Below are 24,733 nucleotides of genomic sequence, written 5' to 3' on the forward strand. Positions count from 1 at the left end.
GACATGTTATTTTTCTGCAAGGTTACACTATCGACTAGAGGAGGTCAATTACATGTTTAAAGCTCTTTTTGGAGTACTCCAAAAAATCGGGCGGGCACTAATGCTGCCTGTTGCCATTTTGCCTGCGGCAGGTATTCTGCTTGCTGTCGGTAACGCATTGCAAAATCCGCAAATGCTGGATGTTGCCCCATATCTGAATAACGATATCATACAGCTTATAGCCAGTGTAATGGAAAATGCGGGAGATATTGTTTTTGCGAATCTGCCATTATTATTTGCCGTCGGTGTTGCCATTGGTCTTGCCAACGGAGACGGTGTTGCAGGAATAGCCGCAATTATCGGCTATCTTGTGATGAATGCTTCCATGAGCGCCGTTCTCTTAGCAAATGGGTCCATTCCAAGTGATACAGTGGCACGTGCTGAATTTTTCAAAGAAAATCATCCTGAATTTACAACGATGCTCGGGATTCCTACTTTAGCTACGGGCGTATTCGGCGGGATTATCGTCGGGGTCCTGGCAGCAGCCATGTACAACAAATTCTTTAAAATCGAATTGCCGCAATATCTTGGGTTCTTTGCCGGAAAGCGTTTTGTGCCAATTGTAACGTCAATATCTGCTTTAATTCTCGGTTTGATTATGCTTGTGATTTGGCCGCCAATTCAACACGCTCTAAACTCGTTCTCAACAGGCTTGCTTGAAGCAAACCCAACTCTTACGGCGTTTGTTTTTGGAGTCATCGAGCGTTCCTTGATTCCATTCGGATTGCATCACATTTTCTATTCACCGTTCTGGTATGAGTTCTTTAGCTATACAAACCAGGCTGGCGAAATCGTTCGCGGTGACCAAAGAATATTCATGGCGCAAGTAAAAGACGGTGTCGAATTGACAGCCGGAACTTTTATGACCGGAAAATATCCATTCATGATGTTTGGGCTTCCTGCCGCTGCTCTTGCGATTTATCATGAAGCGAAAAAGGAAAACAAAAAGCTGGTTGCCGGAATTATGGGTTCTGCAGCTCTAACATCTTTCTTAACAGGAATTACAGAACCGCTTGAGTTCTCTTTCTTATTCGTTGCACCAATTCTATTTGCAATTCACTGTTTATTCGCAGGTGTATCCTTTATGATGATGGATATTTTAAATGTTAAAATCGGGATGACGTTTTCCGGAGGCCTGATTGACTACTTCCTATTCGGAATCCTGCCAAACCGTACGGCGTGGTGGCTTGTCATACCAGTTGGTTTAGCGATTGCTGTCATCTATTACTTCGGCTTCCGCTTTGCGATCCGCAAATTCAACTTGAAAACACCGGGTCGTGAAGATGTACAGGAAACTGAAGGAACAGAAGGTGGAGCAGCTACCGGAGATCTCCCTTATGAAATTCTTGAAGCGATGGGCTCACAGGAAAACATCAAGCACCTTGACGCTTGTATTACGAGACTTCGTGTTACCGTTAATGATCAGAAAAAAGTCGATAAAGATCGCTTGAAAAAGCTTGGCGCTTCTGGAGTACTAGAGGTTGGAAACAACATTCAAGCCATTTTCGGAACTCGCTCTGACGGAATCAAAACTCAAATGCAAGACATCATTGCAGGACGCACGCCAAGACCTGTAAAAGTTGATGAAGAAAAAGAAGTGGAACAGCAGGTAGAAGAAGTTGTCACAGGTCCTTTGCAAAATGAGCAAGAAGAAGACATATTTACGGCTCCAATCACCGGAGAAATCCACCCGATTACTGACGTTCCTGATCAAGTGTTCTCAGGAAAAATGATGGGCGACGGATTTGCCATTTTGCCTAGCGAAGGCGTTGTTGTCTCTCCTATAAAAGGGGAAGTGCTGAATGTCTTCCCGACAAAGCATGCGATCGGACTTCGTTCAGACGGGGGAAGAGAAATCCTTATTCACTTCGGAATTGATACCGTCAGCTTAAAAGGCGAAGGATTCACAGCGTTTGTTTCTGAAGGCGACAGTATCGAAACAGGGCAGAAGCTCCTCGAAGTAGATCTTGAAGCTGTGGGAGCAAAGGTTCCATCACTTATGACGCCAATCATTTTCACAAACTTAAATGAAGGCGAATCTGTAACACTTCTTGAAAGCGGAGAAGTGAAAATACAACAGGAAAATATAATTGAAATTAAATCATAACGCAGAAAACGGCCGCTCTAAGTTTGAAGAGCGGCCGTATTTTTAGTTAAAGCTTTTCATGCGGACCAAACAATTCATAATGAATCGCTTCCTCTTGTACCCCGATTTCTAGTAACATTTGATAAACGGCCTTCATAAAAGGGATCGGGCCGCACAAATAGTAATCTGCAGCTTTATCAGAAATTACATCGTTTAACCATTGAGATGTTATATAGCCTTCTTTATCAAAGCTTTGCGCTTCAATATCTTCTGCTGTCGGCGTTTCATAGCAAATCAAATGCTTCCGGGAAATTCCGTTTGTAATTTCTTGAATTTCTTTATCTAATGCAATATGACGGCCACTTCTAGCCGCTTGGATAAATGTAATATCACGATTTGGCTGCTCTTTTGCAGAGACCTTCATCATGCTCATTAATGGCGTAACACCGACTCCTCCGCTTATTAGCACAAGAGGCTTATCTGTCGTTTGATCTAAAACAAACTCTCCGGCAGGAGCACTGATTTCAATGCTGTCTCCTTCTTTCAGCTGATCATGCAAGTAATTCGAAACAGCTCCCAATGTTGCCTTTTCTTCTGATTCGCGTTTAATCGTAATTCGATAATATTCCCCATTGGGCGCATCCGATAAGCTGTATTGGCGAATGTGAGTATGCTCATCTCCTGGTATATTGACGCGAACACTAATGTATTGACCCGACAAAAAGGACGCGGTAGGCTTTCCGTCTTTAGGCTTTAGATATATGGAGGTAATCAAGTCACTTTCTTTTACTTTGCGGGAAATGGCAAATGGTTTATAATCTTTCCATCCGCCTTCTTTTTCAGCAGCTTCCACATACATTTCATGCTCTGTTTGGATAAAAATATCCGCAATAACTCCATATGCTTCTCCCCAAGCCTCAATCACTTCTTTGGGCACGTCTTTTACCACATCTTCGATAGCAAGCAGCAAGTACTTCCCTACAATTGGGTAATGCTCCGGTTTAATTCCGATGCTGCGATGCTTATGCGCGATCTGCTTAACAACAGGTATGATCGTTTCCAGCTTATCAATATAGGCTGCTGCGGCATAAACTGCATTAGCTAAAGCTGTTTGCTGGCGGCCTGTTTTTTGATTTGTCTGGTTAAAAATATTAAGCAGTTCAGGATGATCTTCAAAAAGCATTTGATAAAAACGGGTCGTTATTTCTTTCCCGTGTTTTTCTAATACTGGAACCGTACTTTTTATGATTTCAATCGTTTTTGGATTTAACATATTCAGCCACCCTTTAAAGATTCATTATATATATATCTTTAAAAATACAGGATACCTCGAAAAAAAGATATATTTTATATACATCTTAAAGAAATTGTCACAATTTCAGCTACATTTCTGTCATATTTCATCACAGGATGCTATGATGAATAATAAAACTCTCAGGGAGCAGCAAAATGAGATTAACAAATTATACCGATTATTCGTTAAGAGTGTTGATATATCTTTCCCTGCAAAACGGTGAAAAATTAAGTAATATTAAGGATATTGCAGATTCTTATCAAATATCGAAAAATCACTTAATGAAGGTTACTCATGAGCTTGGAAAACTCGGTTATATTGAAACGATTCGCGGCCGCAATGGCGGCGTGAGACTTGCCAAACATCCAAGAGAGATCAATATTGGCGAGGTCGTTTCAAAAACCGAAGAAGATTTTCATCTTGTCGAATGCTTTAACAAGGAGACCAGCCACTGTGCGTTAACCCCCTCATGTAAGCTGCGGCACGCTTTGGCTGAAGCTCTTCAAGCGTTCATAGATGTGTTGAAAAAATATACGTTGGAGGACTTAGTCCATAACAGGGATGATCTTCGTAAGTTGTTGGGTTCTTGAGATTTTAAACAATTTATCAGTTTTATAGTTAACATGTACAAAAAAGTTCATTTTTAAGCAATCTGATTTGCTTAAAAATGAACTTTTACTAAAGCCAAATTGCAATTATCCAGGATAAATTCTTCCCTCAAAAGCCTGAGCATGGGAAGCGTCTAAAAAGCGTTCGAAGCCAAGCCCGTTAATTGAAATAGATGAAGTTGAACCCGATATTAATTCCGACATCGCAACCCCGATGCCCGGTGCAAGCGTAAATCCATGTCCGCTAAAACCAGTAGCTAAAAAATATCCTCCAATATTCGGGAATGCTCCTAAAATAGGAACACCGTCCTCACATTCAGCCTCTATCCCATAGTAAGTATAATCTACTGGACTATCCAAAGCTTTTGGTAAAACTGAAAGAATTTGCTGTCTTTGACTGTCCAGGCTTTCTTTTGAAAAAGTTGCTGAAAATTCATCATTTCCAGGGTTGCTTGAATATCCGCCGCCTGCCCGGAGCCGCCCGTCAATCGTTTGTTTTAAGCTAAGTTTTCTCCCTAATATACTGATTACCGGGCCTAGAAATTGAGGAGCTGGAAGAGTTGCTGACATTTGAGGAGCTCTGGCGGCAATTGGCAATGGTGTACCTACCGTTTCATGAATTTTAGAAGCCCATGCTCCTGCAGCATTTACAACTACTTCTGCATAAAAATCTCCTTTATCCGTCAATACACCTGTGACACTCTTTTCTCCTGGAGTCAGCATGATTTTTTTCACAGTCGTTCCTCTTTGAATTTTTACTCCTAATCTTCTGGCAGCTTCGGCGAACGCAATAGTTGCTAATAACGGATTGGCATGGCCTCCATTCTTATAAAAAATTCCTCTTTGAAATTCTGTGGATAATGCCGGTACTTTTTGTAAAAGATTTTCTCTATCTAACTGATGATAATCTATGTGAAATTTCTTGTTTCTCTCAGCAATCTCCATAATTTGATTGTCAGTGATTGACTCGTCAAAAAGCATCAGCTGTCCTGAATTAACATACTCTAAATCGGCATCCAATTCACTTTCCAAGTCAGCCCACATGGTAAGGCTTGCTTGCGCGAGAGGCATTTCACGAGGATCACGGTCGTTTTCTCTAAGCCCTCCTGCCGAAGCTGCGGAAGCCCCGCCTGTATTGGCGATACTTCCTTTTTCAATGATAATTATCTTTTTTCCTTTTTTAGCTGCTTGATAGGCAATTGATGTCCCTATCACACCTCCGCCAATCACGATTACGTCATAAATCATTCGCTTCATTCCTTTTTGTTCGTCAAGTTGTTAGTTCGTACTGGAAACACCTTCAGAATAATCATTTTTCTTCGGGGATTTCTTTTTTCTATAAACGCCGGTCGATTTGGCAACAAAAAATAAAACAAGGAAAATCATCAAAGTGATTCCTCCAACCCAAAAGGGGCCATATGAAATCAGCATTATTGGAAAAATAGAAGTAATTAACCCTCCCCCTAAAAATGGGCTAAACAAAGGAGCTTTCAAGCCATAAGCAGCCATAGCACCCGTTTTCCCTTCCGGATCCACCGTGCGAAGAAGCATCAAACCTATAGCGGCAACTCCTGTTAATGTACCAAAAATGACAATCGAATTTTCAAACCAATCTTCTTTAAACATTCTCGGCCCCATGTAAAAGAAAAACCAAAGCATTGATAACAACATGAGCACAGACATAACGAATAACGGAAGGGCGTATTCTACAACAACAGGAATCTTAATGGAAGCCACTGCCCCCACAATCAAAAACTCCAAGCTAATCCCTTGTATCCTTTGAAACGTTCGCACATCAATTAATTTATAGTAACTAGTTTTGGATATTACTAGGTTTAATATTCCTCCCCCAATCATTGCCATTGGAAATAATGGAAGGCCAGGTATAAAAGTTTCTAAGATTTTCTGCATAAACCAGCCCAGCAATACAGCGATCAAGAGTAATGCAGCGTGAAACGCAAATCCATCAACGACATCCCCGCTGATTGTAGTGTAAGATCCGGGCTCTCTCTTCTCTTCTGAAATATCTTCTTCATTTTTTTGTTTCATCTGATTTCGGTTTTTTAAGACTGATGTATATCCCTTTTTTACTGAGTAATTAATTATTATGATTCCACCGATAAATGAAACGACAAGACCAATTGTGGCAGATGTTAACCCGAGAGTTCCTCCTTCTTCCCATTGAAAGCTGCTGTATACTTCACCCATCCCTGCTGCAGTGCCATGCCCCCCTGACCAGCCAACCTCTATTAACGTTGCAAATAATTCATTCACACCAAATAGAGGGACCAATATAGTGATCGTAATAAAAACAGGAAGAAAATATTGAATCATATTCCCCATGTAATGATAAAACAGCTGCGGGGCAAAATGTTTCTTTGCACCTTTTGAATCCTTCATTTTGATTCCAATCAGCATCGGTGCAAATACAAAAGTAATTAAGATACCAGCCAAACTCCCCCATGAGCTTACCATCTCACTTGTAAGAAGTTTTGCTCCATCAGGACCTAAGATTAAGCCAATAAAACCAGCTAAAAGTGAAGCGGGAATAAAAAACTTCTTTAATAATGAAATCTTCATTCTAAGAAAAACCCCAACTGCAAGCAGTGCCCCTAAAACTGCAAGATAAAACAGCATTGCACTAAGCGTAATTGAATCAATTGGTGTATTTGGAATCATGGGCTCTCTCCTTTATTAACATTTAATAAAAAATGTTTATTTTTCTTAAATAATCCTCTAAGCTATTTAAATTGTTCTCAATCCTATGTGTTTGTTTTTGACCGATAGAAGAAATAAAAGAATTGCATAATGCAATCGAAGCAACATGAGAGTTGATTGGAGTGAATGAACGAACTTCCACAATAAAAACTTCATCGCTGAAAGCAATAAGCGGTGAATGGATACCATCTGTAATCGTAATAACCTTACAGTTTTTCTCTTTTTTTAAATACTGAATGGCTTCCACCACAAATGCCGTATACCTTGAAAAACTAATTGCAATAATGACTGTTTCTTCATCAGAATTTCGAAGACAGTCTTCAAATTCCATTCCTGTTGAAGTAATTGTTGATACATTTCCCAACATCGCATGTAAAGAGAATCCCAGGTAATTGGCGTCGGTAGAAGATGAGCGAAATCCGATGACACACGTTTTGTTTGCCTGACAGATTAAATCAACAGCTTTTCCAAATGACTCTCGGTTTATTTGTTCATATGTTTTATTCAGGTTTTCACTATCTAAATGAAAACTGCTTGCGATTGTATCTTTTTCTCCCATTTCCTTATTTGCTTGTTGAAATCTTTTGACTGTTTGATCGGTAATAATTCTTTCTCTAAAATCCTCCTGCAAATCCGAGAAACTTTTATAACCTAAAGACAGAGCAAAGCGGATAACAGTAGTTTCGCTTACTCCTGCTTCTGTCCCAATTTGATTAGCAGTCATATAAGTAGATTTCTCAACATTTTTTATCATGAAATCCGCAACTAGCTTTTGAGATTTTGTAATAGGCTTATTCGATGATTGTATCTTTGAAATGATTAAGTTTTTCACACTCATTAACTTTCCTCCACACAATAATGAAGTATTTGCTTCATATTAAAAATAATTTGTTTTATATCCTTCTTTTTTTAAAGTTACTCCAACTCATCCATTATGTCAATTAATTTTTTGATTATTCTATTTTTTTAGATTGTTTAAAATAATAAAATACACTGATCTTTGCACTTACGTAAGTGCAGAGATCAGTGTATCAATTTCTAAAGTTTAAGCATTTATACTATGTTTTTTCTTCTTCAAAAACGGCAGCTTGGAATCTACAGAGTATAGAGCACTTCCGTTTAAAGCAAGGTGCAGGGAAACAACCAGTAAAACGATATCCAATTCATAGCCTCCTAAGAAACCATCTGGCAGCTTCACTAGCAGCGTAGCGACAATCAAGATCACTGCAAACAGCGCGGATACGATTCTTGTTCCAATGCCTGCAACCATAGCAATTCCGCCAATCAACTCGATTATTGCAACTACATACGCCATAAATCCCGGAATGCCTAAGCTTGCAAAGAATCCGGCTGTATTTTCAATCCCTCCCTGGAATTTACTCATGCCGTGTGCAAAAAATGTGATACCGAGCATAAGTCTCAATAAGAATGTTCCGATTTCATGATTTCTTTGCATTTGATTTGACTCCTTTCTTTATAAACACTACATTATGTAGTGTTTAAGTGTAAAAAAATTTTGAGAACCTAGTACACTACATTATGTAGTTTAAATATTAGATCATTCGTAAACTGTTTTCAAGAAAAGAGAGAAAAGCATTTCGAAAATAGTTCTACTGTCCTAGTGATTTCTCCGAGCACTAATTTAATCCAAACCAAAAACTTCCTCAGCCAGCAAAGGTACCAGCTAAGGAAGCTTCGATTAAAGAATATTTGCCGTAAACGAATTTTTATTCAGGAAACGGCTTAAAAAGTCTTTTGTCCGTTGATGGGTTGGATTAGAGAATAATTGTTTTGGCGGGGCTTGTTCAACGATTTGGCCGTCTGCCATAAATACTACGCGATCTGCTACCTCGTAAGCAAAGTCCATCTCGTGAGTTATGATCATCATTGACACGCTGCCGTCGTCCGCAATATTTTTGATGACCTGCAGCACTTCACCGACAAGCTCCGGGTCAAGTGCTGCCGTTACTTCGTCAAACAGCATGATTTTCGGCTTCATTACACATGCTCTGGCAATCGCCACACGCTGCTGCTGGCCCCCGGATAGCTGGGCCGGATACGCATCCAGTTTATTGGCGAGCCCTACTTTTGTTAACATCTCGATCGCCCGATTTTTCGCTTCCTCTTTTGGTATCTTTAATACATGGACAGGCGCTTCCATCACATTCCGTAAAATGGTCATGTGCGGAAATAGATTGTACTGCTGAAAAACCATACCGATTTTGCCGCGTACCTTTCGAAAATGTTTTTTATCAGCAGGAGCGATTGAGCCGTTCACTTCTTTGTGCCACAAGCTTTCTCCCTCTACTTCAATCGTTCCGCCAGAAGGTTCTTCAAGGGTCATTAGCATGCGTGCAAGCGTGGTTTTTCCTGAGCCGCTGGGTCCTATAACAGCGACTTTTTCTCCGGGATATAGGTCAAGGTCCACTCCGTTTAAAATTTGCACTTCGCCAAACGACTTTTTAATATTTCGATATTGAACAATTGGTTTATCGTTTTTACTTCGTCGTACATGAGCCAATCCGATCACCTTCCCTTTCAAATTGTTATTTATGCAGCCCTTCCCAATTTTGCGTTCGTTTTTCCTTCAACGTATCGAACAAGAAGAGAAGCAGGGTAGCTTAACAGCAAAAAGATAAGACCTACAAGCGTAAAAGCTTCTAAATATCGAAATGATCCAGAACCGATGATTTTTGCCGTTTGCATCATCTCTACCAATGTGATGGCGGATAAGAGCGGAGTTTCCTTGAACATTACGATGAAATAGTTGCCAAGTACCGGAATGATAGGAGCGATAGATTGCGGCAGAATGATTCGCAGCCACAGCTTCGGCTTTGAAAAATTTAACGCTTCACCAGCTTCCCATTGCCCTTTTGGAATCGATTCGATGCCTGAGCGGAATACCTCTGCCAAATAGGTGCTGTAATGCAATCCAAGCCCAATGACTCCTGCAGCAAACGGGCTCAGTGATACCCCGTATTCGGGAAACACATAAAATATAAAGAACAATTGCACCAAAAGCGGAGTGTTTCTCACAAAATCGACGATGCAAGTAACGAGAAAGACAAGAGGCTTAAAGGATGACCTTCTGCAGACGGCCCATAGCAGCCCAAGGATTGCGGCCGTAATAAAGCCCGCAACGGTGGCAGCAATCGTCATCCACATCGCATCGATCAGCTGGGGCACGATCGATATCGCATAACTCCAATCCCACATTACGACACCCTCCTTGCCGACAGCCTTTTCTCAAACCACCGAACTCCCAATGTGATTGGATACGCAATAATAAAGTAAAACAGTAATAGCAACGTGAAAATTTCTGTTGTTTGCATCGTTGTCGTTCGTAATGACATCGCTTGAAATGTCAAATCGGACAAGGTAACGAGTGAAACAAGCGCCGTTCCTTTAAGCAGTTCAATTAACAGGTTTCCAAACGAAGGGATCATAAGCATAATTGCTTGAGGCAAAATAACAAGTCTCATCCTTTGTGCGGGCTCCATATTTAAGGCAATCGTCGCTTCCGTTTGCCCCTTGGGCACGGCCAAAATCGAACCGCGAACAACTTCTGCACCATATGCACCGTAATTAAGACCGAGGGCTAAAACCCCCGCTGCCATAGCCGATAGCTGAACTCCAAACATTGGCAGCGCGAAGTAAAGCCAGAATAATTGAATCAATAATGAGGTTCCGCGGAATATTTCAATATAAATCCCGGAAATGATTTTCAAAAGCTTTACTTGTGATAGCTTCATAAATCCGAATAAAAATGCGAGAATCGCAGCAAGAACAGCAGAATAAATCATGACTTGCAATGTGACGGCAGCTCCACTTAAAAGCGGCTTAGCTAAATCCGGGATCGAATACATTTTTCTTCCCCGCTTTCATATTTGTTTTTTTGTTAACTTGATGGACTGCATAGTGCTTCAGCTGTTTTATCTCCAGGAAGCTCTTGCTCCGTAAAACCGAATTTTTTTAATATTTCCAGAAGCTCGCCTGATTCTTTCATTTTTTCGAGCTCTTGGTTAAATGCTTCACGGAAATCTGAGTCTGCTTTACGGAATACGCTCGCTCCATAACCGCGCACACTTTGCCCGTCAATCACAGGCTGTTCAAAATCCATGACACGTTCGATGCTGCCATCCTTTGCCGCATCTAATACGGATTGAAGAGAAGGCCCTGTCATTTCAATGACATCTGCCCTTCCTGATTGCAAGGCGGAAATGGCGCTCGGATTATCTGATACAAATTGAATTTGGCCTTTGTCAATTCCGTATTTTGTTAAGTAATCGCTTTGAATGGCTCCGCTCATGACGGCGACTTTTATATCTTTGTTGTTTTTAATATCGTCATAGTTTTTAATGTTAAGCGGATTTCCCTTTTTCACTGCGATCGCTTCGCCAATGCTGTACTCTGGATTTGCAAAGTCGACTTGCTTACATCGCTCGGGGGTTATATACATGCCGGCAGTAATGATATCGAACCGATTGGCATTCAATCCTGGAATTAATGAGCCGAATTCTGTCAATACGCCTTTCATTTCGTCAATCCCCAAGTTTTTGAGAACAGCCCGGGCGACTTCAACTGCTTCCCCGGTTAATTTTCCATCGGGAGTTTGGTACGCATATGGCGTTTCATTGGCAAATCCAACCGTCACCGATCCTGCTTTTTTTGCTTTTTCTAATGTTGATTCTCCGCCGCTTGCTGAACCATTCGATGAAGCTGAAGAAGAACATCCAAATAATCCAATGCATAAGAATCCAATGATAAGACCTGACAGCCATTTTTTCATTTTTTTCTCTCCTCACATATTTAGTTTGATAGTTTAATGTAGTCGACTTTCGATTATTTCCTGGAGGATGATTTCGGCAAAGCCATGTCCCGATGTATCATAACGGTGGCTCTTTTTTACATAGGTTCAGACGATTTTTAGTCCGGACGTATCGTTCTGTATTTCTGAATTCCGATTTAAAATGTTCATGGCTGTTTGCGTTAAGATAGAAGCTCCGATTGGCATACAGCTTTCATCAATATCAAAGACAGGGGTATGCAATTCCCGGTGTTTTCCGTCTTGCAGGGCACTGCCTAAGAAAAACATGGCTCCAGGAATCTTCAGAGCCATATGGGAAAAATCTTCTCCTCCGAGGCCAAACGGCAGATCCAGCTGCTTCATTGCTGGATAAAGATGATGAACAGTTTGGCGAATCACATGATTCACAGACGGATTGTTATAAAGAGCCGGTTCCCCTTTATTTACTGAAAGTGAATAAGTTCCGTCAAAGCTTTCCACGATTGAGAAGGCTTTTCTTAATTTTTCGATAAGGATTTTGCGCACATCTGGTGAATAACTGCGCATCGTGCCTTGCAGATATACTTCCGGAGGAATCACATTACTTGCCGTCCCCGCTCTTACTTCTCCGATACTAATAACCGCCGGATCTAACGGAGAAATATGTCGCGCAACAATTCCATGGATGGCTTGCAATACAGGACCCAACATCCAAATCGGATCAGATCCAAGATGAGGATACGCACCATGCCCGCCTGTTCCGTGTATCGTCGCTTCAAAAACATCAACATTGGCCATGCTGTATCCATCATGAATGAGAATGTCTCCAACCCGGTGCTCAGGACTCATATGCAAGGCAATCACACATTCCGCTTCGTCAAGAACTCCCGCTTCCACTAAATAAAGGGCGCCGGTTTTACCCAGATGATCTGCAGCTTCCTCTGCTGGCTGAAAAATAAGCTTTACCGTTCCATTCAACTCACCTTTCTCGCGAGCTTCTCCTAAAAGAGCAGCCACAGCCAGCAGGATTGCAGCATGGGCATCGTGGCCGCAGGCGTGCATCACTCCGGTTGAAAGAGAGGAATACGAATGGTTCGTTTCCTCGATGATAGGCAGTGCATCAATATCTGCCCGAACTGCAACGACCGGACCGCTTCCGGAAGAAATAGTGGCAACAACCGATGTCTCTGTCCCTACCCCTGTCTCGATTTCCATTCCGGGAATTTTTCTCAGCTCTTCAACAATAAAACGGGACGTTTCATATTCTTGAAAGCTCAATTCAGGGTATTGATGCAGGTGTCGCCGCCAGCCTATCATTTGATCAGCGAGTTGATGTGCTCGTAAACGTATCCAGCTGTCTTTCACGTTTTCACCTTCTTTTATAAGCTTATGGACGCATGTTTCTCCTTTAAGATTGCAAATGCTTGCTCAAGATCTTGAATGAGATCCTCTTCCTCTTCGATTCCGACAGAAATTCGGACAAGCCCTTCCGGAATCCCCATCGCCGCTCTTTCTTCAGGTGTACACTCGACGTGGCTGGTCGTCCGCGCAGGGCCGTACGTCGTTTCCACGGCACCTAAATTTGCGGCGCGGTTTGCGTATTTAAGATTCGGAAGCAGCAGCTTCACGGCATCCATTCCACCTTTTAACGAGAAGCTCATCATCGCGCCAAAATCGTTCATTTGCTCCTTGGCGATCTCATGGTTAGTGTGAGTCTCTAAACCAGGGTAGAAAACATCTTCAACCAGGTCTTGAGCTTGTAAAAATTTTGCGATCGCTTTCGCATTTTTTGTTTGCTCTTTCATGCGCAGCTTCAACGTTTTCATCCCGCGCAGAATTAGATAAGCTGCCCACGGATCCATTGTCGCGCCATTGATTTCCCGATAATGATAGATTGGCTCAATGAGTTCCTTCGAACCGCAAACGACGCCTCCCAGCGCATCCGCATGTCCGCCCAGAAATTTCGTCGCGCTGTGCAGGACGAGATTCGCTCCAAGCTTGAGGGGGTTCTGGTTGATCGGGGTAGCAAAGGTATTGTCTACGATAACGATTGCTCCAGTGTCTTTGCCGGTCTTTGCTACTCTCTTAATATCCGTAATTTTCACCGTTGGATTTGTCGGAGTTTCCAAGTATAGAAGCTTGCAGCCTTTTTCTACTTCTTTTTCAATCGCCTCATGATCTCCTGTATCGCAAAGAGCCACCTCAACCCCCATATTCGGCAAAAACTCCGTGAAAATTTTGTTCGTTCCTCCATACGTATCTTTAATGGATACAATCCGATCTCCCGGCTTCAAAAAAGTGTAGAGCGTATTGCTTACCGCAGCCATTCCGGTTGAAAAGCTTGTTGCAGCTTCTGCACCTTCCATGATCCGCACTTTATTTTCAAATGCTTGTACCGTTGGGTTTGTATTCCTTCCATAGATATGGCCCTTCTTTTTCCCAACGGCGACATCGTACCATTCATCCATATCGTCATAATTGTAGGCAACACTTACAACAACAGGCACTTGCGTAGCGCCGTGCACTAGTACTTCTTTTTCTCCTGCCCAAACAGCTTTTGTTCCCATGCTCGCTTCGTTTTGTTTTTCCATTGGTGATTTCCTCCTATTTTGTGTTTGCAGTATCTTTGCCTAGAACTAGTCCTCGTCCCCGGGTTATTAATTGTTCATAGGCAAATCTGGCAATCACTGTATCTTGAACGCCGGTGCCTGTTAGATCACACACAGTCACTTGGCTCTCGTTTTGGCGGCCTGTTTTTTTCATTGATGTAAGTTCTCCTAGTTCAAGGATCGATTCTGTTTCTTCAGAAAGAATCCCCTGATCTTTTGCATGGTGCAGCTCGCCTAAGCGAAAACACTGAGATTTCACATCACAAACGATGACGTCTGCCTTTGTAAAAACCTGTGCTTCCAGCTCCTGTTTATGCTCTGCATCTGAGCCCATTGCCGTGATGTGCAGACCCGGATGAATCCAATTCGCTTTGATCAGCGGCTGTTTAGACGGTGTTGTCGTCACAACAGCCTCACTTTCCTTGACAACCTGCTCAGGGCTGTCCGCAATTCGAACGGTAACTCCTAGAGCTTTTTCCATTTCACTCGCATAGACGCGTACTGCTTCTTCCGAACGACCGAAGACAGTGATTGCTTTAAACGGCCGTACAGCGTACAAGGCATGCATTTGTAATCTAGCTTGCAAGCCTGTCCCAATTACGCCGGCATACTGAAGCTTTTGTTTCACCAAATGATTTGCCGCAACAGCACCTGCTGCAGCCGTTCTAACATCTGTCAGATATCCATTGTCTAAAAGCACGGCTTCAGGGAGTCCTGTTTTCGATTGGAACAGCATCATCATGCCGCTTAAGCTTGGCAAACCAAGAGAAGGATTATTAAAAAAACCGGAAGAAATTTTTAAAGCAAACGAGTCCAATCCTTTGATATATGCAGATTTGACATCAACCTCTCCGTTATGCTCCGGCACATCAATTCTCATGATCGGAGGTAAAGTGACGTTTCCTGCCGCAAGCTGAGTAAAGCCTCCCTCAATTAACTGAATAGCTGTCTGATCCAATTTCACATGCTTACGTATATCATTCTCTTCAAATAAATACATCGTTTTTCACCTTCTGACACTTATAGACTCAGGCTTAACAAACAGCTCTCTAGGAAAATCGGCAAACACCTCGCATCCATTTTCTGTTACCCGAAACGACTCACTTATTTCTACTCCATAATGGTCAAGCCAGATTCCCGGGATTAAATGAAACGTCATGTTCGGCTGAAGAATGGTTGTATCCCCTTGACGAAGACTTGCGGTATGCTCGCCCCAGTCTGGAGGATAGTTCAACCCCATTGAATAACCAATACGGGAATCCTTGACAAACCCGCTTTTTGCAATGCTTTTTCTCCACACACCTTCGACTTCCTCGCAAGTCATACCAGGTTTGATCGCAGCGAGTGTTTCATTTAAACCTTCAATCACAACGTCAGCCAAGTATTTTACTTGGGAGCTTGGTTGGCCGATGATTGCTGTTCGAGCCATGGGAGCATGGTACCTTTTGTAGCAGCCTGCGAGCTCCAGTATGACCGGATCTCCGCTTTTGTATCTGTCATCCGTCCATGTCAAATGCGGAGTCGACGTTTTTTCTCCGGACGGGAGCAACGGAACAATCGCAGGATAATCCCCGCCAAAACTGTCTGTTCCGCTAATTTGTGCTTCATAGATCTTAGCAACCGCATCACATTCACGAACGCCTTCCTTAATCGAATCAATCCCTGTCTGCATCGCTTTTTCGACAATGCGGGCGGCTTTCTTCATAAAGTCAATTTCCCGATCTGATTTAATGATTCGTACGAAATTGACAAGGCTGGTCGCATCGGTAAATGTCGCATTCGGCAATCCTTTTTGCAGCTGCAAAAAGCTTTTCGCTGTAAAGTAATACGCATCCATTTCGATACCGATCGCACGGTTATGCTGTCCGATTTCTTTTAAAATGCTGCTCACAAAATCCATTGGATGCTTTACTGTCGATTGAACAAAATCATCAGTGTACGGAATGATATGATTTTCATCAAGCCAGGTCGTCACCTTAGCGGCGTTTGCATCCTGGCCTCGACCAATCCAAAACGGCTGCTCCTCATCAAGCAATACGACTAGCATCTGATGAACATAAAATGACCATCCGTCATATCCCGATAAATAATTGATATTTGCCGGATCCGTCAGCAGCAAAACGTCTATTCCCTTTTCTTCCATTCTCTGCTTTGTCTTCTTAATCCGTTGTTTATATTCAGCGACATCAAATGACAGCATAACCACAGATACCCACTCCTTCAAATCATGTGATATTTTATGACAAATATACGTTATGTTTCATGCATTTATTGTAATTCTCTTATTTGAATGAAAACTATTGCTCAATCTGTAAGAATTTCAAGTCTTTTTTTCATACATTTTTTACAATAGACTTTTTCTAATAAGTTCATATATACTGAATCAATTCAATTCCATAACAACAATGTTATATTTTCTAACATATAACTATAACTGGAGTGTCGAAAATGACTACGATTCAACAGAAAAAAGAAACTCTTATCTCTGTTCAAGATGTATGGAAAGCCAAACAAGCCATTGGATCAATTATTCAAAAAACTCCCCTTGTCCATTCGCCGGCTCTATCAAACGAGCATACAAATGTATATATTAAATATGAGCATCTTCACGACAGCGGAGCTTTTAAAATGAGGGGGGCAGTTAATGCGATGCTTCACTTATCGGAAAAACAACGATCGTTAGGTGTGACTACTTTTTCTACCGGTAACCACGGCGCAGCAGTTGCATTAGCCGCTAAAAAACTGGGCATTCGCTCTTGTATTTGCGTATCCAAACGCGTTCCCCAAGCAAAGCTTGAAGCGATAAAAAAACTAGGTGCTGAGCTGGAAATCAGCGGAGATGGACAAGATGACGCAGAAGCACGCTGTTACGAACTTGAAAGGAAAAAAGGATTAACAGTAATCCCTCCTTTTGATCACCCTCACGTGATCGCTGGCCAAGGTACGATTGCCCTTGAACTATTAGAAGACCTGCCGCAAGTTGATTGTGTGATCGGAGGATTGTCCGGCGGTGGCCTTCTTTCCGGAATTGGAATGGTGATGAAGCATACAAATCCTTCTATTGAAATCATCGGCCTTTCAATGGAAAAAGGAGCAGCGATGCACAAAAGCCTCAAATCCGGACAAGCGGTTACTGTGGCAGAGCATCCAACTCTTGCCGACAGTTTATTAGGCGGTATCGGAAAGAACAATCAGTACACCTTTAACATGGCGAAGCGCTATGTTGATCGATCGCTCTTAATCCCTGAGGACTCCATTGCAAAGGGTATGGCTTACTTATATAAGCATCACCACATCATCATAGAAGGTGCAGCGGCGATTGCTGCAGGAGCATTATTAGATCGACTAATTGAGCCATCGTGTTCTGAAATTGTCCTCATATCGAGCGGATGCAATGTTGATTTACAAACTCACGCAAAAGCAATTCAACCCTATCTTTAATAAACAGGAGTGATGAAGAGTGAATTATTCTGTGAAAGATGTGCTATCTCTTCCAATAATGAAAGAGGCAGCGTTGGTAACCGGAGAGAAAAGTATTACAGCTCGAGTAACAGAATCCATTGCGGTGATTGAAATTCCGGTTGAAGATTTTGTTAGGGAAAACGAGCTCATCCTGTCAACCGGAATCGGCTGCGGATCGAATCCATCACTCTTTCTATCATTTGTAGGTGAAGTTTATTCCGCCGGTGCAGCTGCTCTGGCTATTGCAGTAGGCAGACATGTTCAAGAAATACCTGAAGACGTTATCCAATTTGCGAATGAAAAGAATTTTCCTCTTATTGAGCTTCCTTGGGAAATACGCTTTTCAGATATCATAAAAACAGTACTTGAAGAAATTCATCAATGGCAAAAAGACGAATTACAGAAGACTGATCAAATCCAAAGGAAGCTGCTGCAATACTTTTTAGAAAACAAAACGATTTATGATGCATTGAATTTTTTAGGAAAGAAATTCTCAGCCCATGCTTTCATTATCAAACAGGATTCTGACTTTACTCTCACTTCCTCGCCCGAAAAATTAACCGGATCCCGCCATTTCTATTTTGAACATTCATCTCCTGCTGTTTTGTATAACGAGAACGGATCACTTGTTCAGCTTACTCCTATCCAATTGACAAATTGGGAAACAGGAATGTTCGTATTGGAGTCAGAAGCACCCGCTTCACTGCCTATTTCATGGACAATTCTTAACCAAGCTGTCTCGGCACTAAATCTTTGGCTTCAAAAAGAACAGTCAAAGCTTGATAATGCCCTTAAAGAAAAAGAAGAGCTCATACAACAGTTAATAAAAAATGAGCGCCATTCTAAATCGGAACTGGAAACAGCGGCCGCTTCATTGGAAATAGATATTGCCTTGCCTTATGTATGTATTATCGGACACCAGGAAACCGATGGATTTGATCGCGTGCCTAATCCACTATCAAGGAAAGTGGAGAATCTTTTATACTCTTGTGCTGACAAACTGAAAAAGAAAATAATCTGCGCATTTACCAGAGACAAGCTGATTATCTTTCTTGAAGCATCGAGAGAAGAAGCGAATCGGTCCGCCCACCAATTTCTTGATGAATTCGAACCAAAAATAAAAGCAATAGAAAACGCGGAATTCTCGTGGGGAATCGGTGAAAACCATGCAGGGACTTATTCTTTTCATACAAGCTATAAGGATGCTCTTATTGCATTAGAAATCGGCAGAAATCATAAAGGTTCTGGTACGAGAAGCACCTATGCCAATACCGGGGTCTTTCGAATGTTATCCGTATTAGCAAAAGACTCAAACGCTGCAGAAATGATGCACAAAACGATCGGTGCAATTGCAGCCTATGATAAAGAAAGAGGTCTTGATTTACTGCACACCCTCGCTTCCTATTTACAAAATCAAGGAAACGTCAGCCAAACCTCACGTATTCTTTCTCTCCATCGCCAGTCGCTGCTATATCGATTGAATAAAATTGAAGCATTATCAGGTAGATCGCTGGGAAATCCGGATGACCTCTTTTTGCTTCAATTGTGCTTAAAGCTCTGGACCATTCGGTTTGAAGCGATTTAAAAAAAGCTAACTTTTAAGTGATTATTTACGTCATTCCTTATGCATGTTTGTAGCAAATTTGTGGAAACCTAAGCAAAAGCTAACGTAGAAAGAAGGGATAGCAGCTTGGGAATTCTATTTGCTCTTTTGCCTGCGATTACATGGGGCAGTTTAGTCCTTGTTAGTGTAAAGCTTAAAGGAAGCCCATATCAGCAGGCACTGGGAACAACGATTGGAGCCTTAATCTTTTCTATCGTCATATTTCTTTTCAAAAGGCCGGAGTTAACCTCGGTTGTATGGGGAGTGTCCATTGTTTCCGGTATTTTATGGACGATCGGACAAATGAACCAATTTGCAAGCGTCAGGCATCTTGGCGTTTCCATGGCAGTACCTATGTCTACTGGAATGCAGCTATTTTGTACAACGCTTATTGGTGTGATTGTATTTAGAGAGTGGACAACGATATCCGTCATTCTCATTGGTTCTCTTGCGATTATATGTATTATTGCCGGAGTTGTGTTCACATCGATCGGACAACAATCCCAGAACGGTGAAGAAAAAAGCATAAAAAAGGGAATTGTGATCTTACTCATTTCAACTGTTGGCTATGTAGGGTACGTCGTCTTAATACGCTGGTTTAATATTGACGGCTGGTCAGCGGTGTTTCCCCAATCTGTAGGAATGGTTTTGGCTGCTATTGCCTTAACTGCCAAACATCAGCCCATCAGTAAATACACGTTGAGAAACTTGATTTCAGGCATATGGTGGGCAATTGGAAATTTAGGGTTGCTTTTGGCCATTCCGCTCATAGGTGTAGCCGTCAGCTTTTCAATGGCTCAAACAGGAATTGTTCTATCCACGCTTGGCGGAATTTATTTGCTGAAAGAAGAAGTCTCAAAAAAATCACTTGTCATCTTAGGCTGCCTGCTAATCATTGCCGGCGGCGTACTACTTGGCATTACGAAATAGGAGGAAGAAAAAAATGTATCCAGATTTACAAGGAAAGACAGTTGTTATTACCGGGGCAGGAACTGGTCTCGGGCAGGCAATGGCTCTTAGATTTGGCCAAGAAAAAGCAAACGTGGTTATCAATTATTTTAAAGAGGAAGAAAACCCAGATGATACAATAAAAGAAATTGAAAGAAGCGGCGGAAAAGCGATAAAAATCCAGGGAGATGTTTCAAAAGAAGAGGACATCAAACAAATGATTCAAAAAGCTGTTAGTGAATTTGGCTCTCTTGACATAATGGTGAACAATGCCGGAATTGAAAACGAAGTGCCTTCAGATGAGCTTACCTTAGAGGATTGGAATCGCGTCATCTCGACGAATTTAACCGGGATGTTTTTGGGATGTCGAGAAGCGATTGACTACATGCTTGACCACGGCATTAAAGGTTCTGTTATTAATATGTCATCTGTTCATCAGCAAATCCCTTGGCCGCATTTTGTACATTACGCAGCAAGTAAAGGGGGCGCGAAGCTTTTGACAGAAACATTAGCTCTTGAATATGCTCCGAAAGGAATCCGTGTAAATGCCATCGGACCGGGCGCGATTGATACGCCGATTAACGCTGAAAAATTTGCGGATGAAAAATTAAAGGAAGGCGTTGTCGAGCTTATTCCAATGGGGTATATAGGTAAACCCGAAGAGGTAGCCGCATGTGCAGTCTGGCTTTCTTCAAGCGAAGCAAGCTATGTGACTGGGCTCACCCTTTATGTGGACGGCGGCATGACGAAATATCCTGGATTCCAGGCAGGAAAAGGGTAAGCCTTACTGGATTTCTTTAATGGCGGATAACCGGATTGAATACGTCTTTTTATGCTCATCGATAAGTGTAAGATGCTGTTCATATACATTAAGGTGAGAAATTCGTCCTTTACTCGTTTTTAAGGAACCGTTTTCATAATAGTTAACCGTAATGAAGCTGTTCTTTCTTAATGCATTAAGTATCACGAAGATTCCCTCCTAATTAGTGTGTATCTTTAGTATAAACCATAATAAAGAAAACGCTTGCATAAAATTGTGAAGAAATTGTGATAAAATGAGCATTTAGTTCAAAACTTAGGCACCAATACAGCTAATCACCAGACAGTTTTAGCATGAAGGCGTGGTTTATCGGGAAAATATTAAATCGGCCCTCCCCTTTCGTTAAGGAGAGAGCCGATTTTGTTGTAAAAGAGCTTATACTTGTAATTTAAACTGCTTCGAATATAGGTATGCATATACTCCATTGCTTGCAAGTAACATATCATGCGTACCTTGTTCCACAATACCGTCCTCCGTTAATACGATAATCCGCCCGGCATTACGAATAGTGGAAAGGCGATGGGCAATGACGATGGTGGTACGCCCTTTTGCTAACGATTCTAGTGATTCCTTAACGATCCCTTCACTTTCGTTATCTAGTGCGCTTGTTGCCTCATCTAAAATGAGAACCGGTGGATTTTTTAAGAATAAGCGAGCGATACTTAGTCGCTTTTTTGACCGCCAGACAGTTTGACACCTCGTTGTCCGATCTCGGAGTAGTAGCCGTTTGGCAATCTCATAATAAAATCATGGGCGTTGGCATGCTTGGCTGCCTTGATAATTTCTTCATCGCTCGCTGCTGGATTTCCGTAGCGGATATTTTCAATCACCGTTCCTGCAAAAAGGAAAACATCTTGTTGTACAATACCAATGGATTTTCTTAATGACTGCAGGTCGATATCACGAACATTGATCCCGTCTATTGACACATCCCCTTCTATCACATCATAAAAGCGAGGAATGAGAGAGCATAATGTAGTTTTTCCTGCACCAGACGGACCTACTAACGCAACGTACTCTCCCGGTTGTACACGAAGCGACAAGTTTACGAAGACATTGTCCAAATCTTCGTAACGGAAGGAAACATTCTTGAACTCAATTTCACCATGTACCTCTGTCAGAATCATGGCATTCGATTTGTTTTCGATTTCTGGCTTCAGATTCATGATTTCCATAAATCGCTGAAAGCCAGTGATTCCTTCTTGAAATTGCGTGCTCATATGAGTTAGTCGTTGAATTGGCTCAATCATAAAGCTGATATATAGTAAAAAAGTGATTAAATCCGCTAAATCTAAAGTGTTGCCTGCGATACTAGCGCTGCCAAAGATAATCACCGTGATCGTAATCAGTTGGATAAACGTTTCCACACCATTGAAAAAGTATGCTTCAGCTTTGTATGTTTTCTTTCGGCTGTCGAGGAAAAGATTATTTTCTTGGTTGAACTTCTCGATCTCTATGTGCTCGTTGGCAAACGATTTTACTACGCGGATTCCCGATAGACTATCCTCTACCTGTGCGTTTACGTTCCCAATTCCCTCTTTATTTTTTCTTAATGCCTTGTTTAACTTCTTATTAAAATACAATGCAAAGACACCTAAGAATGGTAAAAAACAGAATACGGCGATCGTTAATGGTACGTTAATAGAGAACAAAATGACAAATGCTCCAATAAAGCGGACTAAATATTTGAGGTAGTCTTCTGGTCCGTGATGATACAGCTCGGAAAGGAGCAACAGGTCGTTCGTTATTCTAGACATGAGCTGTCCTGTCTTTTCCTTATCGTAAAAGGTAAAGGAAAGCTTTTGCATGTGCGCGAACAGCTCACTGCGCATATCACTTTCCATTCGAGCACCGATTTCATGGCCTTTGTAGTCCACAAAGTAGTTTCCTATATTCTGGATTGCGACTAAAACTAGCATCAGCCCACCAATCCAATACACTTCACTTAACGCAGTAGACAAGTCTCCTTCCAAAACATCTTTCGTAATATACCGAACGAGTAGCGGAAACACCAAAGTCACAGCAGATACGATAAAGGTGCACGCCAATACCGAAAGAAACAACGTTAAATATGGTTTGTAATATGAGAAAAATTTTTTTACTGGAAAACGCATGATTTACCCCTTTTTGTGTGTTTTTTAAATAAACACATATAAGGGGGTACACCGTTTACAATTTAAGAGAGTGTTCCACCCTTATATGTTTGTACGGTTTGATTCATCATGTTTTTCATGTTAATTGCCTCCTTGTTCGTTGATAATTTCATTGTAAACGATTCCTTAGAGAAATGAACAATTATTTCAGAAAGTGACGTCTATACAGTTACAGGAAAAGAAAATATAGATAATAATAAAAAAAGTACATGATCAGAGAATTAGAAATTATCGGTTCCAACTTTCTTTTTATATCTGTTAACAATTGCATTCCTATGATTTCAATTGCTGTTTAACTAAGGTAAGCCGCTATAGCTCACTATTCTTACATCAGGGAGAAAATCATGGCGCAAATAAAAACCCACAGAGAAAAATTCATTTTCTCTGTGGGTTTTGAGACAGCACTTTTTTTATTTCTAGTTCTTTATATCATTATTTTTCTCATAATTCCTTTGTCATAAATACACTGTTTGGATCTTCTATATAATCTGAAAACGGCTTACAATACTGAAACCCGAAGCTAGCATATAGTCTTTTTGCTGGTTCGAAAGCTTCCATTGATCCCGTTTCCAAACTTAAGCGTCGGTAGCCTCGTCGTTTGGCTTCTTCAATAATATGTTGAAGGAGTCGCTTTGCAACCCCTTTTCTTAAATGCAATGAAGATGTTCGCATTGATTTTATTTCTCCATGTTCGGCATCAAGTTCTTTAAGTGCCCCGCATCCAACTAAGTCATCTTCCTCCCATGCACTCCAAAAAGTTATTTCTGGTTTCCGTAATGCGTCAAGATTTAGTGCATGTATGCTTTCTGGCGGAGAATGCATTGTCATACCTTGAAGATGCTCTCCCACCAATTCGGCCACTTTAGATCCAGTTAAATCATCTACTTTAATATCCATTAGAATCCCTCCTCGGTTACGGTAGAATATACATTATTATAATTTAATAGCAGATCAAGTTTTGAATCTGATGCAATAATTTGATTTTTCAATCATTAGTAAATATGTATATACAGCCTGTTTTAAACAATCACTTTCTCAAAACAGGCTCGATGATATTTATAAATCTGTTTTTACGATCGAGTAAACATTTACATCATTCGGGACTCCATTTTGATACATATATGCTCTTAAAATACCTTCTTTTTCGAAACCTAAATTTAACAGCAATTGATTCGATGCATCATTTTCGAGAAAAACAACGGCTCCAATACGCGTTAAATCAAGCTGTTCAAATCCAAAAGAAATCAATTTTGCAATTGCTTCTCTTGCATAGCCATTTCGCCAATAATCCGGGTGAATTTCATAACCGATCTCGGCTCGGTGATGCTTTGGCAGCCATAGGTTGAATCCGATCGTACCAATTAAATGATTAGTCCCTTTGCGTTTAATCCCCCAGCGAATCCCCCGTTTTTCAGCATAGATTTTCGAAAAAAATTCCACAAACTCTCTCGCCTGTTCTAACCTCGTTAATGGTTCTTGTCCGTAATAGCGAGTAACAAGCTGATTCGAAAAACAAGCAAAGATATCTTCCGTATCTTTTTCTGTTATCTCTCTTAATTCAAGTCTTTCTGTTTCTAATTCAGGAAACATCGCGGCTCCTCCCCTTA

22 protein-coding genes and 1 pseudogene are annotated in these 24,733 nt (G+C 41.4%); 6 read left to right on the top strand and 17 right to left on the bottom strand.

All coding sequences use genetic code 11. The features are described 5' to 3' along the window. The first annotated feature begins 52 nt into the window (after window positions 1–52). Entirely contained in the window at window positions 53–2,146 is a 2,094-nt protein-coding gene (gene ptsG / locus JOC74_RS21000; protein WP_053602062.1) for a glucose-specific PTS transporter subunit IIBC, read from the top strand. Window positions 2,147–2,192: 46 nt separating this feature from the next. On the opposite strand, the gene hmpA is transcribed toward ptsG, so the two are convergent. Further along, window positions 2,193–3,398 carry an NO-inducible flavohemoprotein gene (gene hmpA / locus JOC74_RS21005; RefSeq protein WP_053602061.1) on the bottom strand — a complete coding sequence of 402 codons (1,206 nt, stop codon included), beginning with the start codon at window positions 3,396–3,398 and terminating at the stop codon, window positions 2,193–2,195. A gap of 176 nt (window positions 3,399–3,574) precedes the next feature. Here hmpA and JOC74_RS21010 point away from each other — a divergent pair, with 176 nt between their 5' ends. Next, window positions 3,575–4,009 carry an RrF2 family transcriptional regulator gene (locus JOC74_RS21010; RefSeq protein ID WP_053602060.1) on the top strand — a complete coding sequence of 145 codons (435 nt, stop codon included), beginning with the start codon at window positions 3,575–3,577 and terminating at the stop codon, window positions 4,007–4,009. Window positions 4,010–4,114: 105 nt separating this feature from the next. On the opposite strand, the gene JOC74_RS21015 is transcribed toward JOC74_RS21010, so the two are convergent. The 12 genes from JOC74_RS21015 to JOC74_RS21070 form a co-directional block, all read right to left on the bottom strand. Then, entirely contained in the window at window positions 4,115–5,275 is a 1,161-nt protein-coding gene (locus JOC74_RS21015) for an NAD(P)/FAD-dependent oxidoreductase (RefSeq protein WP_053602059.1), read from the bottom strand. A gap of 30 nt (window positions 5,276–5,305) precedes the next feature. Then, on the bottom strand, window positions 5,306–6,706 hold the full coding sequence (locus JOC74_RS21020; RefSeq protein WP_053602058.1) for a sodium/glutamate symporter: 1,401 nt from the start codon (window positions 6,704–6,706) through the stop codon (window positions 5,306–5,308). Window positions 6,707–6,728: 22 nt separating this feature from the next. Next, the gene (locus JOC74_RS21025; RefSeq protein WP_158320280.1) at window positions 6,729–7,577 is read right to left on the bottom strand and encodes a MurR/RpiR family transcriptional regulator; all 849 of its coding nucleotides are present in this window, start codon (window positions 7,575–7,577) and stop codon (window positions 6,729–6,731) included. A gap of 213 nt (window positions 7,578–7,790) precedes the next feature. Further along, on the bottom strand, window positions 7,791–8,201 hold the full coding sequence (locus JOC74_RS21030) for a DoxX family protein (protein ID WP_053602056.1): 411 nt from the start codon (window positions 8,199–8,201) through the stop codon (window positions 7,791–7,793). 243 nt (window positions 8,202–8,444) lie between these two features. Further along, on the bottom strand, window positions 8,445–9,266 hold the full coding sequence (gene ehuA, locus JOC74_RS21035; protein ID WP_245213138.1) for an ectoine/hydroxyectoine ABC transporter ATP-binding protein EhuA: 822 nt from the start codon (window positions 9,264–9,266) through the stop codon (window positions 8,445–8,447). A 29-nt stretch (window positions 9,267–9,295) separates the two neighbouring features. After that, on the bottom strand, window positions 9,296–9,961 hold the full coding sequence (ehuD, locus tag JOC74_RS21040; RefSeq protein WP_053602054.1) for an ectoine/hydroxyectoine ABC transporter permease subunit EhuD: 666 nt from the start codon (window positions 9,959–9,961) through the stop codon (window positions 9,296–9,298). After that, window positions 9,961–10,611, bottom strand: a complete 651-nt coding sequence (ehuC, locus tag JOC74_RS21045; protein ID WP_053602053.1) for an ectoine/hydroxyectoine ABC transporter permease subunit EhuC — start codon at window positions 10,609–10,611, stop codon at window positions 9,961–9,963. Before ehuC ends, ehuD begins: the two co-directional genes overlap by 1 nt. A 32-nt stretch (window positions 10,612–10,643) precedes the next feature. Further along, on the bottom strand, window positions 10,644–11,534 hold the full coding sequence (ehuB, locus tag JOC74_RS21050; RefSeq protein ID WP_053602052.1) for an ectoine/hydroxyectoine ABC transporter substrate-binding protein EhuB: 891 nt from the start codon (window positions 11,532–11,534) through the stop codon (window positions 10,644–10,646). 126 nt (window positions 11,535–11,660) lie between these two features. Beyond that, window positions 11,661–12,896: a M20 metallopeptidase family protein gene (locus JOC74_RS21055; protein WP_312883854.1), complete on the bottom strand. Its 1,236-nt coding sequence runs from the start codon at window positions 12,894–12,896 to the stop codon at window positions 11,661–11,663. Window positions 12,897–12,910: 14 nt separating this feature from the next. Then, window positions 12,911–14,122 (bottom strand): cystathionine gamma-synthase family protein, encoded by a 1,212-nt coding sequence (locus JOC74_RS21060; protein ID WP_053602051.1) that lies wholly within the window; start codon window positions 14,120–14,122, stop codon window positions 12,911–12,913. Between the two features lie 13 nt (window positions 14,123–14,135). Further along, a complete protein-coding gene (locus JOC74_RS21065; protein ID WP_053602050.1) occupies window positions 14,136–15,140 on the bottom strand; it encodes a cyclodeaminase in 1,005 nt (334 codons plus the stop codon). A 6-nt stretch (window positions 15,141–15,146) separates the two neighbouring features. Next, entirely contained in the window at window positions 15,147–16,337 is a 1,191-nt protein-coding gene (locus JOC74_RS21070; RefSeq protein WP_053605935.1) for a M24 family metallopeptidase, read from the bottom strand. Between the two features lie 251 nt (window positions 16,338–16,588). On the opposite strand from JOC74_RS21070, the gene eutB reads away from it, so the two are divergent. The 4 genes from eutB to JOC74_RS21090 all read left to right on the top strand — a co-directional run bounded on the left by eutB (window position 16,589) and on the right by JOC74_RS21090 (window position 20,934). Continuing rightward, complete coding sequence (gene eutB / locus JOC74_RS21075; protein ID WP_211086312.1) at window positions 16,589–17,581, top strand: hydroxyectoine utilization dehydratase EutB; 993 nt, start codon at window positions 16,589–16,591, stop codon at window positions 17,579–17,581. A 19-nt stretch (window positions 17,582–17,600) separates the two neighbouring features. Beyond that, window positions 17,601–19,187 (top strand): PucR family transcriptional regulator, encoded by a 1,587-nt coding sequence (locus JOC74_RS21080; RefSeq protein WP_053602048.1) that lies wholly within the window; start codon window positions 17,601–17,603, stop codon window positions 19,185–19,187. Window positions 19,188–19,292: 105 nt separating this feature from the next. Further along, a complete protein-coding gene (locus tag JOC74_RS21085; RefSeq protein WP_053602047.1) occupies window positions 19,293–20,135 on the top strand; it encodes a GRP family sugar transporter in 843 nt (280 codons plus the stop codon). 13 nt (window positions 20,136–20,148) lie between these two features. Further along, window positions 20,149–20,934 (top strand): glucose 1-dehydrogenase, encoded by a 786-nt coding sequence (locus JOC74_RS21090; RefSeq protein WP_053602046.1) that lies wholly within the window; start codon window positions 20,149–20,151, stop codon window positions 20,932–20,934. Between the two features lie 3 nt (window positions 20,935–20,937). On the opposite strand, the gene JOC74_RS21095 is transcribed toward JOC74_RS21090, so the two are convergent. The 4 genes and pseudogenes from JOC74_RS21095 to JOC74_RS21110 form a co-directional block, all read right to left on the bottom strand. Further along, window positions 20,938–21,120: a YolD-like family protein gene (locus tag JOC74_RS21095; protein ID WP_053602045.1), complete on the bottom strand. Its 183-nt coding sequence runs from the start codon at window positions 21,118–21,120 to the stop codon at window positions 20,938–20,940. Between the two features lie 228 nt (window positions 21,121–21,348). Then, a pseudogene (locus JOC74_RS21100) lies at window positions 21,349–23,087 on the bottom strand (ABC transporter ATP-binding protein). Window positions 23,088–23,567: 480 nt separating this feature from the next. Then, complete coding sequence (locus JOC74_RS21105; protein WP_053602044.1) at window positions 23,568–24,023, bottom strand: GNAT family N-acetyltransferase; 456 nt, start codon at window positions 24,021–24,023, stop codon at window positions 23,568–23,570. A 159-nt stretch (window positions 24,024–24,182) separates the two neighbouring features. Beyond that, the gene (locus JOC74_RS21110; RefSeq protein ID WP_053602043.1) at window positions 24,183–24,716 is read right to left on the bottom strand and encodes a GNAT family N-acetyltransferase; all 534 of its coding nucleotides are present in this window, start codon (window positions 24,714–24,716) and stop codon (window positions 24,183–24,185) included. Window positions 24,717–24,733: the final 17 nt, after the last annotated feature.

The sequence above is a fragment of the Bacillus capparidis genome, assembly GCF_017832095.1.
GTDB classification, from domain to species: Bacteria; Bacillota; Bacilli; order Bacillales; family Bacillaceae; genus Bacillus; species Bacillus gobiensis.

Coding starts and splice junctions, on each gene's coding strand:
- ehuB (WP_053602052.1), bottom strand. CDS start 11,534: ATGAAAAAATGGCTGTCAGGTCTTATCATTGGATTCTTATGCATTGGA.
- JOC74_RS21030 (WP_053602056.1), bottom strand. CDS start 8,201: ATGCAAAGAAATCATGAAATCGGAACATTCTTATTGAGACTTATGCTC.
- JOC74_RS21015 (WP_053602059.1), bottom strand. CDS start 5,275: ATGATTTATGACGTAATCGTGATTGGCGGAGGTGTGATAGGGACATCA.
- JOC74_RS21090 (WP_053602046.1), top strand. CDS start 20,149: ATGTATCCAGATTTACAAGGAAAGACAGTTGTTATTACCGGGGCAGGA.
- JOC74_RS21065 (WP_053602050.1), bottom strand. CDS start 15,140: ATGTATTTATTTGAAGAGAATGATATACGTAAGCATGTGAAATTGGAT.
- ehuD (WP_053602054.1), bottom strand. CDS start 9,961: ATGTGGGATTGGAGTTATGCGATATCGATCGTGCCCCAGCTGATCGAT.
- ptsG (WP_053602062.1), top strand. CDS start 53: ATGTTTAAAGCTCTTTTTGGAGTACTCCAAAAAATCGGGCGGGCACTA.
- JOC74_RS21020 (WP_053602058.1), bottom strand. CDS start 6,706: ATGATTCCAAATACACCAATTGATTCAATTACGCTTAGTGCAATGCTG.
- JOC74_RS21110 (WP_053602043.1), bottom strand. CDS start 24,716: ATGTTTCCTGAATTAGAAACAGAAAGACTTGAATTAAGAGAGATAACA.
- hmpA (WP_053602061.1), bottom strand. CDS start 3,398: ATGTTAAATCCAAAAACGATTGAAATCATAAAAAGTACGGTTCCAGTA.
- JOC74_RS21010 (WP_053602060.1), top strand. CDS start 3,575: ATGAGATTAACAAATTATACCGATTATTCGTTAAGAGTGTTGATATAT.
- JOC74_RS21105 (WP_053602044.1), bottom strand. CDS start 24,023: ATGGATATTAAAGTAGATGATTTAACTGGATCTAAAGTGGCCGAATTG.
- ehuC (WP_053602053.1), bottom strand. CDS start 10,611: ATGTATTCGATCCCGGATTTAGCTAAGCCGCTTTTAAGTGGAGCTGCC.
- eutB (WP_211086312.1), top strand. CDS start 16,589: ATGACTACGATTCAACAGAAAAAAGAAACTCTTATCTCTGTTCAAGAT.
- JOC74_RS21060 (WP_053602051.1), bottom strand. CDS start 14,122: ATGGAAAAACAAAACGAAGCGAGCATGGGAACAAAAGCTGTTTGGGCA.